The following is a 12,368-nucleotide window of genomic DNA, read 5'->3' as shown; positions in this document are numbered from 1 at the left end:
GACTATGCGACCGCGCGCTTCATTGGGCTTGCGCATGAAGACAACCGGGACGCCTTGAGTCTTGGCGTGTTCGAGAAGCCGCGACGGTTCAGCGACACCAAGACCTACCTCGAAGATTTCTCACCGGGAGACGCTGGCTTGTTCCTGGTCGATGCCAAGACGTGGGACGTGCGCAGCTTCGGCGGCTACGGACTGGAACGGGAGGACGCGGCATGAGCTGGGTTGCGTTCTTCACCGGGTCGGGGGTGATTGCGTGGGGCTGGGTGATGTGGAGAGCATGGCAGGCGACACGTGGATTGCCGCGTCGCCTGTCGTGGGCGTTGTGGGGCCACAAGCGAGCCGCAGCGTCTGCCCGCTCGCGGTAACAAGGCAAGGACCGTGCTACTCTGCGGCATGGCCAAACGCGCAACCCTCCCCAAAGCCAACGACTTGCCGCCGTGGGCCAAGGCTGACGTGGTCAAAGACTTCGCCGAGGGTCGCACCAACGGCGAGGCTTGGGACTGGCACGATGGACTTGTTGCGCAACTGGCCGTTGCTGCGCACCGGAAACAGCGAATCGAGAACGACGATTTGAAAACAACCCTGCGGGTGGTCTCCAACATGGGACTGTTGCCATTCGTCAGGCTTTATCTCAGAGAAGCTTGGATGTGCTGGTGGTGGGCCGTATCGTTCGACGACTGACAACGGCCCCGCGTTTCATGGTGCCGGCTGCCTGGCTGTGAAAGGGCCGAGCTGCCGGCGCTTTGTCTGGCGGGGCCTTTTCTTATCTGCCCACATACCGGGCACTCATTCCGCCTGTACTAGGCCTCCTCTGTCGTCCTCGTCGTCGTCCCTCCGGGCCGCCTCCTCGGCCGCCATCGTCGGCAGAGTTTGGAGCGTTAATTCGTATTATATATACTTGTATCAAGGAAAGGCTCCGCTTGGTCATGCGGGCTGCGCCTTGGGCCAGCGCAAGGCGCGCGGTGCATGGGCCTCAGGAGCTGACATCTCAACCGACTTAGGCTCTGCGTCCACTGGCACGCGCGCAGGATCGTTTTTGCTCTGCTGGGTAGCATCGACGGCGGCCATCTTTGAAAACGCCTTCTGGGCGCGTTTGGAGGGCTCTGACAGCATAGGACGGGTGACGGCATACAGGCCGATGCTGGCGACAAGCTCGATCAGCAGGGCAGGCCACAGCGCAACGATCAAGCTTAGCGTTGGTGTCGGCAATGCCGTCGTGTCTGCAAGCACGATCAGCTCGGGATCGACAGCCACGGGATCGGCATGGGCGAGATCTGCCGCCGCGCGGGCCTGCTCATCCTTGGCGGCATCGAGGCTTTCGCAAAAGCGGCGTTGGGATTTGCTGGAGGGTGCAGTGCAGGCGGAAGATGATTGCCAAAGAGGGGATTTTGCGGCTTGGGTGAGTGTTGCGCTCGCAGCGTCGTAGGCGGCCTGGGCACGTGCGCGTGCGTCTGCCTTAGCCTCGCCTTCGACGGAGGTCTGCGCGCGGCTGGTCGTGATCGAGGCATATCCGGCAAAGGTGGAATACGCGAGGGAAGGGACCCACAAGACGACAAGGCAGAACGGCGCAATCCGCCAACCCGCCCGCCAAAGGGCCGACGCGGCCGTGAGAAACCCGCACTTGCACAAGTCGATGGTGACGGCGAGCGTAACAAGGCTGAGCTGCACGTAAAGGGTGCCGCCCTTGCTCCAGGCGTAGGAACCGTTGAACCAGAGCGAACAGAGAATAGCCCCAGCTACGGCGATGCGGGCGAAGATCATGGGCGACCTCGCGGTGCGGGTGGTGGGATCAACGGGAACTGCACGGTCTGCATTGTGCCGAGCAAGCCATGCTTGATGAGAGCACGGCCTTGACCAAGTTGGCGCGGATCTGTGGGGAGGCCTTCGAGTTGACCGAAGACGGCAATCGCATGCGCATCGATCGGCAACTTGAAGGAAATCGTGGTCAGGCAATTAGCCCGCACATTGGCGGGGATGTCGGCGACGACGGGTTCTTGCGCCGTGATGATCAGGCGTATCCCGGTCGAGCGGCCGCGCTTGGCGAGCATGGCGAGTTCGTCGATGAATTGCGCATGGGTCTTGTTGTCGGCGTGTTTGGGATCGGAAGACGGTTTGGCGGTGTAGGTGCTCATCTCGTCGATGACGACGGCGATGAAATCTTTGAGCGTCTTGTCGATGCCGGCTTCGCGCTGCGCAGTATTACGCGCACGCATGGTGACAACAAGCTCGGACGTGAGCTTCCAAAGGTCGGCTTCTTCCCAAAGCACTTTCACCTTAGGGTGACAACCCGCATAGCGGTTGAACGCCACGCCATCCTTGCCGTCGACCAGATAGACAGCACTGAACAATTGCATGTTGGCGAGAATCGATTGCACCAGGATATGCAACGCATTGCTCTTGCCGGTGCCCGCAGCGCCGGGCACGAAGGTGCCGGAGGTCATATCTGCAAACGGCAGGCGGACGGCGGCCTGGGTTTCGCTGTCAAAGCCAAGAAAGAGTCTGCCTCGCCCGAGCATGTCTGGTCTGAAAGGGATCGAAGCGGGAAGGGGCGTCCGCCGCTCAAGGGTGACGGTATTCGAGGTGCTGGCTGTCAGCGTCCAATGCCCGCCGAGCCAAGCAGAAATTCGTGGCAACGCGGCACGCCATTGCGCAACATCGACGGCGCCTCCGGTCACGATGTAGACGAGCCGTCCTTGTTCGGGGTTGGAACGTGTGAGGCAGAGGCGGGGCAGGACCCCCCCGATTTTCAGGTCGAGGTAGGCAGCGACGAGGTAGGGGCGGGCCTGTGCTGTTAGCGCATGAAAGTCCACCTTGAGCGGACGCACGCCTGGCATGAGCGGGTCCGTGATCGCTTGCAGGAGACGGTCGTATTCGTACGTGATGCGCCGCTGCAGGGGCGTCGTTTGTCCACGGTACAGCGTTGCGATGCCGGCAAGCGCGTTCGGATCGGCAACAAAGGTTATGCGGCGATCAAAGGCCTGGCGCTTAGCCCCAGTTGTGGCCCGGGCGGCGGCGACCACAGCTTCCAGGCGACGCATCTGCGCGCGCTTGGCCGCATAGCGTTCGGTAAGGGCCTTCAGGGTGCGGAGCTGATGGTCGGTGGGACGGGTCATCGGTAGGCGCGCTCCTCGCGCATGAGGTCGGCGAGTTCGGTTTCAAGTGTTGCGATCTCGCGGTCGGCCTCGCCAATCAACCGCTGGAACATGGCGATACGCTCTTGAGGCGTGAGTCCCGGGTCGTCGTGTTTGGCTTTTAGCCATTCAAGTTCCGCGTCGCGAAGTTCGGGCGGGCGGGGAACGGAGGCATTGGGGTCGTAAACGGCTGTTGCCGTGAGCGGTGGCGGCGACGAGATCTGCCGGGACGCACCTGTCCCGGCAAACCAACCTCGCATTGCGCGAAAGAAGCGCGATCCCTGTCGCATGCATCACCGGATACGGCGTGCGGTTGCATGGGTATAGGTGATGCCGGGATCGCGGCCTGGCTGCACGGAGAACAATTGCCGGGGCGCATAGCCAGGTGCGTAGAGAGTTGGGCTGCGCGGGATCAAACCGTATCGGCTCATCGTATGGGTGCGACCCGCCGGGAAGTGATAGATATAATCGATCCGCAGACCTTTCCGTTTCATGGTTGCAACCGAATAGGCAACGGCGTGCGCAAACTTGAGGCTCAAGGCCTCAATCATGCTACGCCCACCTGAGACGTCGACGGACATTTGATCGTCGCGCGCGAGTTCGCTGAATATGAGCTGCACTTCGTCCTGGCTATGCCCGGCGAAGTCGATGCCGAAGATGGTGATGCCGGTGATGTCGCCGGTGGCGAAGCCTTCCTGGGCGATGCGGATGACATCAGGCGGAAGCCCAAAGTTTGCCATCAGGTCGCCGAGGACGGTTGCCCGCACGATCGAGCGGGGAATAACAGTTGCTTTGAGGTTGACGACGGGAGCCATGAAGAATTCTCCAGATTAGAGGTAGGCGCGGCGGGACTTTTGTGCCCGCGCTTTGGCAAGACGCCAGACAAGACCAGGATCGAGGGGAGTCGCGTGTGCCAGCTCGTGCTCGGCGACCAGCGGATCGCGAATGCCTTGATGGATGAGGTGATCCAGGCGGGCCGTGTGCAAATCGTTGCCAAGGGCGGACCAGAAGGCGATCGGCTGCTGGCGATAGGTCCTCGCGATCCGCTTGACGAACTTCAGTTGTCGCCGGTTGCGCGGCCGAAGCTGATGAAATGCGAAGGCGAACTTTTCCTCAAATGTCGGCGTGTGGACGTACGACGTTGCCCGGGCGTCCCGCAGCAGGCTCGCCCGGATCTGCGTGAAGTCGTTGCCCGTGAAGATCACGGGGATGACCGTGCCGTCGTGGTTGCGGTAGGGCTTGGGCCGGTCTGCAAGGCGCTGCAGCTCGCCTGTGAGCAGGGCCGTGTTGATGGTCCTGCCTGTCTTGGCATCGCTGCTCAAGATCGACAGCTCCAGGTCGTCGATGACCGCGACGTGGCGAACGCGCGCTGCCGCTGACGAAGCGACGACGGTCTCAAAGAAATCCTTGAGCGTAGCAGTGGCGCCGCCTTCGTTCTCACTGGCGAGCATCGCTCCGGGCAGGTGGGCGCAAGCGAACCCGAAACGCAGGGCGCCGTCACAGGCGGTCACGGTTTTAGATGCACCCGGCTCTCCGGTGATCGCGAGGTAGCGGTCCGCACTCTCCATCAGCGACGGGATGGAATTGCGGAAAAGATGGCGATGGACGACATGCTCCAGGCTGGCGAAGACATAGCCTCTTGGGCAGATGAACTGCCCCGGCATGCGAATGCTAAAGGGCGGGGGAGCTTGTCGCGTAGGCATCGCACTTGGCTGCAGATTGGTCATGCGCTGGTTCATGTGGACGTCTCCTCAGGATTGAGTTCAGAAGGGTCAGGTTGGAAGGTCTCTTGAACGAACTCTTCCTCCCGCAGGGCAGTGATGGCCGTGCCCTCGTCGCCATCGTCAGTGGCGGCGAGCAGCTTCATCAGATCGGCGAAGGCCGTCAGTTCGGCGTTGAGATCGACGGGCACGGGCATTGCGGGTGGCTCGGGCCAGGGATCGCTCGGAGACGACGCTTGGGGGGTTGGGTCATCCATCAAATCGCGGACGAAGGCCTGCTGCATTTTGGTAAGTTCGGGATCTTGCGTCATGGTGATGGTCTCCTGAATGAGGGAGGTGACCGGTGCGGCGGTAGCCGCACCGGGATGGATTGCGATTATTCGAACTCAGGTGGCAAGAACGGCATGAGATCTCTGCGCGCCGTGGCTGAGAGGTCGAGGCCGCCGCCGCGCTTCGGACGCAGCGCGACTGGGAAGCCGTACTCTTCATCAACTTTCAGCGACGGTTCCCTGTAGTTGGGATCGCGCGGAAAGTAGATGTTCGTACGCGTGATCGTGCCGTCCTCGTGGGCGACATGCACGACGTAACTCTTCGACACGCTGGTCACGCGTCCATTGTCGTCACGGTTTTCGTACGTGCGGACTTCCTTGAACTTGCCGAACAGGACGTAGCCAGAAATGCGCTTCATGATTGGGGTTCCTTCTTGCTTGGGATGTGGACGCACACGCACCGGCCTAGGCCGGAATGGGGTTGGGTGTTGATCGCGACGCAGGCTGTCGACGCTTTTTGCGTGCGGCCTTAGCGACGATTCGGTCGAAGCGCTGGACGCGGCGGCGATGGAGCGCGCGCGCCAGGGCCAGCACCACACGTGGATTGGCGGTGAGGCCTGCCGCGTCGTGCTGCACGAGACTGCCGGGGTCGATCACGTACTTGCAAAGTTCCGGGATGATTGCGCGAACGGCCGCCGCACCGCTCTCACCATCACGGTTCCTGACCACGCGGACATCGACGATTGGACGATAGCTGACGCGAAGCGCCTGGCCCCAGATCTGCGCCCATTCCCTTTGGCGCAAATAGCGGTGATCCGAGAACACGGCTGGATCGACGAAAACGACCGAATGCGAATGGACGCCTGCTTCTGGATTTTCGCGCGTGCCCCGTACGTCGCACTCGAACGCCGTGAATGATCCAAGCGTCGCCTGCTGAACCCGGCTGTTCCGCCAGAAGCGGCGCAGGGCGGCATCGTGATCGTTGAACATATCCGCGACCTCGTCGATGTCCCGGTTTTTTGAGGACAAGGTGAGGAAGAGAGTTCGGACCTCGCCGACCTGCTCGAACACGCCGTCAAGCAGCTCGTGAGCCTTCTTGCGATCATGTGCAGTATTCTTTGCCGTGCAGGGAACACAGAACCTCGAGCGGCAACCGCGTCTATTAAAGCGGGCTACGTATGAGGTGCCGTCAGAATCGCGAAGCACGCGTGTCTGTTGCGTGACCTCGCAAACCTCCATGCGGCGCACCAATTTCAGCAGCCGCTGACCTTCTCGACCCACCGTCAGCCCGAGCGCAGCCTCTTTGAGAGCCTCGCGAATCGCAGAGGAAGTCTCGCGGCGAAGATCGCTGCGGAATAACTCGCGAGCGATTGGGGAATGATGAACCTCAAGCATGGTTCCCTCCCTGGCTGGTGCACGTCCGGATCGAGCGCTCAATAAAGGCGATGAGATCGCTCTTTCGGTACCGCACAGGTCCGCGCTTTCCTGGGAACTTGACGTAGGGAATTTTGGGAGTGCCGGTGGACCGATACCGCTGAAGCGTAGGAACACTCAGTCCCAGGAAATTCGCTGCCGTGGATTCATCCATGAGATATTCAGATGCGGACAGTCCACCGTATTCGGAATTATCGTCGCGTTGCATTTCTGCGCTCTTTCATCAGAAATAGTCAGGAGCATTCAGAAAACACTTTCGCCCGGTGACAAACGTGAAGTTGTCTGGTTCAACTGCGGACGTTCGGATATTGGCGAGAGCCGTAGTTGTCGTTTGGTCGTCATCGACGTAGTTCCGTCCGAACTCGGCGCGAGCTATGGCTTTGGTACGATCCGGTGATCGAACTATCTGTTCGCGATTTGGCGCGTGTCGGTAGAAAGGCGCTGTTTTGGCAGGCATAGATTTGCTCCCATGTCTTGGTGCAACAGGGGACGTATGCCTGAGCAAATTGGGGTAGTCAGGGAAGTTGAGCGCGCGAAAATTTCCCGCGATGTTCCTTGACAAGACTGCGAATCAACAGCATCGCCGGCGAGAGCGAAATGACAGTTCCACTTCACTTGGAGAGTAGGAAAAGGTTCTTAGGCGTGCTCCAACGCGTGCTTCAGGCCGGGTGCTTAGCTTGGCAACGTAATTTGAAAAAATCGACGTCGAATGAAGGCAGCGTTCTGGGCGCGGAACTTAAGCTCCCAAAGTTTTTAAAAGAGCAGTGCAGCGACGCTTCCTATAAATTCTGGAAGGCGCTAGAAAAAGCGGCGCAGCACCCCGATGAGTATGCTCTCAAAACTAGGCGCGCGTTCCAACAGTTTATGATCACGATACGCGCGACGGATCGCGCTAATGCTGTCTGCTTTGGCGAAGCGCAATTGAACGAATTAGAGTACGAATTTGAGGTATTTTGGGCGATTGAGAAGGAGTGGATCAACGTCTTTAACGAAGCCCATCAATCTCTGGGGCACTACAGAAAGATTGGAGGGTCCGAGCTGCTTAATGGAGCTGTTAATGGTGGCCGGGCAGATATCGAAGCGCTCTTTGATGCTATCGTTGCAAACGTCCTAGATCCCTATGAGAGTAACAATTACCTAGCCGCGCTTCGCTGGTCGGATGCGTTTGTTCTTGGATCTTTAAAGCATTGTGAAAAATTGGGCAGCAAATCTAGCAAACATTTATATATGATAGGAGAAGCAATATTTTATAACACAATTGTCCGGCAAAATCTCAGAGTTCCAAATGCTTCCAGAAATTTTGATAATTATCTGCATATGCAGAACTGCGCGGATGGTCCGGAGTTCAACGCGATACCACTGTCGCTGAGCTGGACAGTCAAACGGCTTGCAAACGGCGGCCATTTTAGAACAAGCTCGATAAACCTGCAGGCGATGTGGACTCTACTAACTGACTACGTAGATGAACGAAGCGCACTGGTTTCCGATGGAATGGATGGTCTGAACAGCGTGCATCATTTAATGCTTCTTGATGAGCTGCTCGAAAGGCGTCAGAGCTATATCCGCAACTTCAATTACATAGATAGACTCGAAAATATGTTGGAAGACGCGATTAGAACAGTGCGCGCCGAAGCTGAACCAGAAAAAGAAAATAAAATACCATCGAATGAAGCGTGTATCGAGATATCGAATTTTATCAAATCGCCCGAAGAATCGATTTTGAGAGAATGGAAGAGCCTTGAGGACGGGAAGGCGATGGATGGCAGCCTGATAAGAAGCAGGTGCGCGAATATGATGGCTAAGCGGTGGCTGTTACAGGCTGATCGGGACGTGGATAAAGCCGCTGAGTGGCTAGCAAAATCAGCCGCCGCCTTGCATGGCTGCGAAAACTACTTGGGATGGGACGATCTGTATGCCCATGTGCATGAATACTGGCTTGCCCGAGGAAATGTTGTTCTTGCAGACAGGGCGTTGGAATCCAGGCAAAACCTCAACCGCGCTGCCTTCGGTCCTTCTGTGGATCTGCCTCAAATAGAGGTACGACGCCGCTGGCTCGAAGACGTTGTCTTACCCAAGCATAACGCAAATTCAGTCATGACGAATTTTTGCGCAGGCTTGTAATCGATGGCCCCTGGCCACTGAGACCAAAGGGCACTAATCGAACCTAGATGTCTCTCAGAGGTTCGTTGCCGCGGTCTTCGTACAGCCTGCCATCAAATGTTTTTTGTAACGAGCCTCGCGTCGGCCAGTTTTTATTGTTGTTAAGGGCCATAACTATTTTTTCGCGTGTGAGGTGGGCACTATTCCCGCCGCATTGCTGATGGAGATCGTAATACACGGCGGTGAGGTAGAGATAACGATGGGGTCCAGGATATCTTGCATCTTTGTATGCATCGTTGAATAAATCCTCAACTTCGAGGATCCAGTCTCGAAGATAGTGCCATTTGTCAGCGTCAACAGGCTCAGGCTTTTCGGCGGGATCACCATATTTGTAAGCAGGGCGCAAGAAAAACATCCTAAATTCTATGCCGTCTGGGAAAGCACTACAACCGGCTGTGATTAAAATAACAAAAATCAGATAATCCAGTTTAATCAATATAGTCGAGCTTCGCGGAGCTAGAGATCGCTTGCCATTATTCCGTCTACGCACCACAATGTGGCATGCAGGTGACCCGCAATGAGACGGCGTGGCTCGTCGACATCGACGAGAACATCGGTATTGCATTGGATCTCATGCGCCATCGAACCCAAGCGCACCTCAGCAATGACGTCGCCCTCCGCTATGCGGTCCATCAAGCTGTTCTGATCATTGCCGAGGCTGTCCGCCACTTGCCTCCGAGTGTCACAGCTCGCTATCCCGAGATCGCCTGGCGCGACATTGCCTCAACCGGCGACCTCTTGTGCCACGAGTATTTCAGGATCGATCCAGACGTGATGTGGAGCATTCTTCGCGAACACCTGCCTCCACTCCAGAAGGCCGTCCGAAAAATGATCCAGGAGTTCAAACAGTCGCCCCTGGTTTAATGGCAGATCTCACAATCTGAGATTCTGCGCTCGTTTGGCGGCTGTCAGATTTCACAAACTTTGACTTCATCGCTTATGTTATTTCAACAACTTGGCGAAAGGAGGTGCGCCGAGCTCAAGTCATAAACCGTGAGCACATGTTCGCATCGGTGCAAAAATTCGAACACGTGTGCAACACTCTCCATAAGCCTTCCATCCGATCGCATCGTGCAGTGGCCCTTGCGATCCGGCGCTTTTGGATAAGCCGGTGGAAAATGACGTTGTCGCAGATAAATCCGAATTGCAATAATTACTGACGGATTTGCAATACTTCTTGAAAGACGACACGCGGACTAGGCTGTTCCACACGTTCCACGACTTCGCATAATGAATCTTATGTCAAGCCTCGACACCGACGTCGCAAACCGTAATCATTTGTTACGGCGCCTGCCGGACAGAAACATAACTGTAGGTGAGTGTTATGTCTCGAACCTTAGCTGAAGTGTACATACGGCAGTTATAAGCTTCCAGGGTTACAAGGCCGTTGTTTACGGATCCGAAAGTAGCCCAATAAGAGTCACCATCTATATTCTTGCGTGCCGTGGTCACTTGGCTCGACGTCGCATAAGGACCAGAAATGCTATAGGTAGATGGAAGTTGAACGTCGCTTTTGAAGTAGCCAAGGAAGCTAATGCGGATGTCCCCAGTCTGAATTTTCGAACCATCAATATAGTTGCGCACATTAAAATTGACTTTGCAGCTGCTGAAGCGAGAAGATCCTGCACTACAGGTTAGAGGAACGCTTACGGTTTTACTCTGCTTATAAATTTCGACGCTGCTCAGATCGCTGTCAGCCCCGACGCAGCCATCGCTGTCGCGGCCTGAAACCGTGCTATCGGACGCGTAAACCTTCTTCTTATTATTGCACGTGAGAATCTTATTGATGAGTGCTGTTGTGACAGCCTCGCTCGCCTCAATACGCGCGTTCACGCCATTCAACACGCCGGTATTGTTGCCGCTAGACGCGGACATTTCAAGAGCATGAGCCTGGTTGAGAAGCGAAGCTGTCAGGACGAAACCTGACAGGGCCAATTTGTGCAGGAGATTTTTCATAATTGATTATGAAGCCCCTCACCACCTTTCCTGACAAGGGATGATCCTGAAAGCCTTATTGGGGGGTGATGTATTTATGATTCAGCAGGCCTGTTCAGGGAACGTCTTTAAGACGGCGCTCAAGCTTTTCCAACCGATCAAGAATCTTTGCCTGGTTGTCGTTTGCGGCTTTGAGCTGAAGGTTAAGTGCTTCATTTTCAGATTTAAGCTGCTTCACGGCCTCAGTCAGGATGGGAATGACGCTGGTGTAGGCCACGCTCTTCATTTTGTCTTCGGGGTTGGTGGCGACAAGTTCGGGCAGAACCTTTTCAACATCCTGTGCGATGAACCCGATTTGCTCGCCGGGCATCGTCTTGTCTTTCCATCTGAAGCGCACGCCATTGAGCTTCGAAATAACATCCAGAGCATTATTGAAGGGGCGGATATCTTCTTTCAGGCGAATATCTGAGTTTTGGGTCAGTGTGGATTTCAGCCAAGCCGTTCCGTTTTCGTTGATGTAGAAAACAAAGCCGAAGTTGCTGCCGCCATCGGTAGCGGGTGAGTACACGCCAAATGCATAGGTACCTGTAGGGGCGCCTTTTGACATCCACCACCATTCATCAGTATTTCCATCAAACCGAATCTGATCCTGGATACCCGTGTAAACTGAAATAGGCGTGTACAGGGCAATATTAGCGTATACTGATGAAGTAGTTCGCAAATTTCCAGATATGTCTAAGGTATAACCTGGATTTGTTGTGCCGATACCAACGTTGCCAGTGTTCTTAATGGTCATTTTGGGCGTTGAGCTGCTGTTGGCCGTCCAGAGGCTAATATCGTTGTTTGATTGTTCACGTGTCAGGCCACCACACCAGGTAGTCCCAGCCGCTCCGCAGAAAAATTCGTAGGCCGAATAAGCACCTCCTGTGGTATTCGTACTGGTTAACCGCATGCGCGCCTCATTCGATGTGCTCGTCGAAACTTCGATCGGGCGTGAAGGTGTTGTCGTTCCAATACCTATGTTACCCGATGGAACAATAACGTCGCCATCGCGTTGCAACACGAATGCACTTGTTAGATAAGTATAATTATCGCTACGCGTCTGGAATTCCAGATTGTCTTGGTACAAGACCATGTTCCAAGTTTTTAAATCAGCTGCCCGGCTTGAATCGGTGAGAGATAAGGCTGGACTGCCAGACTTTAAAATATGCAGTGAGGATGAAGGCGAGCTTGTGCCAATGCCAATCTGCCCCGAAGAGTCGATACGCATGCGCTCGGAGCCATTAGTCGTGAAACCTATGACATCTGTCGTTGGACGGAACATCCCCACGTTTCTATCGCCCGTCCAGCTGAACGACGGTGTCGTTGCAGTATCTGACGCCTGCCCCAAAAATTGGGTGCTGGCATCAACACTTCCGGTTACCGTCAGCCCGGTGTTGGCAAGCGACATATACTGCGTACCCGTACTGGCCGATGTGCCTCCAATACGCCAGCGGAAAGCGCTGCCCGACCAGTTTGTAAGGTTGCTGGGCTCAATGCCAATGCCGTATGTATTGCTGTACAATGTAAGCTTGTCGCTCGTCGCGTTGCCGTACGCGATTTTGTAGTTGCCCATGGCAAGGTCTTGCGTGGCGGTGTGGTTGCCCAGATTGTCGGCCACCGTGGTGGTGTCGCTAGAGAGTTGGGTCCAGCTGGTGCCTTGGCAGATATCCAGCGTT

At 56.1% G+C, this 12,368-nt stretch carries 17 protein-coding genes; 5 read left to right on the top strand and 12 right to left on the bottom strand.

What is annotated here, in order from left to right; all coding sequences use genetic code 11:
- The 3 genes from AB7F49_RS33695 to AB7F49_RS33685 all read left to right on the top strand — a co-directional run.
- Positions 1-216 (top strand): hypothetical protein (locus AB7F49_RS33695; protein WP_428530422.1); only part of this gene is annotated, 216 nt, incomplete at its 5' end.
- Positions 213-365 (top strand): hypothetical protein, encoded by a 153-nt coding sequence (locus tag AB7F49_RS33690; protein WP_428530420.1) that lies wholly within the window; start codon positions 213-215, stop codon positions 363-365. The genes AB7F49_RS33695 and AB7F49_RS33690, both read left to right, overlap by 4 nt.
- A 28-nt stretch (positions 366-393) precedes the next feature.
- Entirely contained in the window at positions 394-681 is a 288-nt protein-coding gene (locus AB7F49_RS33685) for a hypothetical protein (RefSeq protein ID WP_428530418.1), read from the top strand.
- Positions 682-924: 243 nt separating this feature from the next.
- On the opposite strand, the gene AB7F49_RS33680 is transcribed toward AB7F49_RS33685, so the two are convergent.
- The 9 genes from AB7F49_RS33680 to AB7F49_RS33640 form a co-directional block, all read right to left on the bottom strand.
- Complete coding sequence (locus AB7F49_RS33680) at positions 925-1,761, bottom strand: hypothetical protein (RefSeq protein ID WP_428530416.1); 837 nt, start codon at positions 1,759-1,761, stop codon at positions 925-927.
- Positions 1,758-3,113, bottom strand: coding sequence for a hypothetical protein (locus AB7F49_RS33675; RefSeq protein WP_428530414.1), 1,356 nt, complete (start codon positions 3,111-3,113; stop codon positions 1,758-1,760). The genes AB7F49_RS33680 and AB7F49_RS33675 overlap by 4 nt, the downstream gene beginning before the upstream one ends.
- Positions 3,110-3,421, bottom strand: coding sequence for a hypothetical protein (locus tag AB7F49_RS33670; protein WP_428530412.1), 312 nt, complete (start codon positions 3,419-3,421; stop codon positions 3,110-3,112). The genes AB7F49_RS33675 and AB7F49_RS33670 overlap by 4 nt, the downstream gene beginning before the upstream one ends.
- Before the next feature lie 3 nt (positions 3,422-3,424).
- Positions 3,425-3,946 carry a hypothetical protein gene (locus AB7F49_RS33665; RefSeq protein ID WP_428530411.1) on the bottom strand — a complete coding sequence of 174 codons (522 nt, stop codon included), beginning with the start codon at positions 3,944-3,946 and terminating at the stop codon, positions 3,425-3,427.
- Positions 3,947-3,961: 15 nt separating this feature from the next.
- On the bottom strand, positions 3,962-4,870 hold the full coding sequence (locus AB7F49_RS33660) for an AAA family ATPase (protein WP_428530409.1): 909 nt from the start codon (positions 4,868-4,870) through the stop codon (positions 3,962-3,964).
- The gene (locus AB7F49_RS33655; RefSeq protein ID WP_428530407.1) at positions 4,867-5,163 is read right to left on the bottom strand and encodes a hypothetical protein; all 297 of its coding nucleotides are present in this window, start codon (positions 5,161-5,163) and stop codon (positions 4,867-4,869) included. Before AB7F49_RS33655 ends, AB7F49_RS33660 begins: the two co-directional genes overlap by 4 nt.
- Before the next feature lie 65 nt (positions 5,164-5,228).
- Positions 5,229-5,540 carry a hypothetical protein gene (locus AB7F49_RS33650; RefSeq protein WP_428530405.1) on the bottom strand — a complete coding sequence of 104 codons (312 nt, stop codon included), beginning with the start codon at positions 5,538-5,540 and terminating at the stop codon, positions 5,229-5,231.
- A gap of 46 nt (positions 5,541-5,586) precedes the next feature.
- On the bottom strand, positions 5,587-6,360 hold the full coding sequence (locus AB7F49_RS33645; RefSeq protein WP_428530426.1) for a protein rep: 774 nt from the start codon (positions 6,358-6,360) through the stop codon (positions 5,587-5,589).
- Positions 6,361-6,508: 148 nt separating this feature from the next.
- The gene (locus tag AB7F49_RS33640) at positions 6,509-6,709 is read right to left on the bottom strand and encodes a helix-turn-helix domain-containing protein (protein WP_428530424.1); all 201 of its coding nucleotides are present in this window, start codon (positions 6,707-6,709) and stop codon (positions 6,509-6,511) included.
- 443 nt (positions 6,710-7,152) lie between these two features.
- On the opposite strand from AB7F49_RS33640, the gene AB7F49_RS33635 reads away from it, so the two are divergent.
- Complete coding sequence (locus AB7F49_RS33635) at positions 7,153-8,676, top strand: hypothetical protein (RefSeq protein WP_428530403.1); 1,524 nt, start codon at positions 7,153-7,155, stop codon at positions 8,674-8,676.
- A gap of 43 nt (positions 8,677-8,719) precedes the next feature.
- Here AB7F49_RS33635 and AB7F49_RS33630 read toward each other — a convergent pair whose 3' ends face one another.
- Positions 8,720-9,151 (bottom strand): hypothetical protein, encoded by a 432-nt coding sequence (locus tag AB7F49_RS33630; protein ID WP_428530401.1) that lies wholly within the window; start codon positions 9,149-9,151, stop codon positions 8,720-8,722.
- 65 nt (positions 9,152-9,216) lie between these two features.
- On the opposite strand from AB7F49_RS33630, the gene AB7F49_RS33625 reads away from it, so the two are divergent.
- Entirely contained in the window at positions 9,217-9,579 is a 363-nt protein-coding gene (locus tag AB7F49_RS33625) for a HepT-like ribonuclease domain-containing protein (RefSeq protein ID WP_428530399.1), read from the top strand.
- A gap of 417 nt (positions 9,580-9,996) precedes the next feature.
- On the opposite strand, the gene AB7F49_RS33620 is transcribed toward AB7F49_RS33625, so the two are convergent.
- Positions 9,997-10,671, bottom strand: coding sequence for a hypothetical protein (locus AB7F49_RS33620; protein WP_428530397.1), 675 nt, complete (start codon positions 10,669-10,671; stop codon positions 9,997-9,999).
- Between the two features lie 94 nt (positions 10,672-10,765).
- Positions 10,766-12,368: tail fiber domain-containing protein (locus AB7F49_RS33615; protein ID WP_428530395.1), on the bottom strand; the 1,603-nt coding region annotated here is incomplete at its 5' end.

The sequence above is a fragment of the Pseudorhodoplanes sp. genome (assembly GCF_050250235.1).
GTDB lineage: Bacteria > Pseudomonadota > Alphaproteobacteria > Rhizobiales > Xanthobacteraceae > Pseudorhodoplanes.
This window is presented reverse-complemented; position numbering and strand designations above follow the sequence as displayed.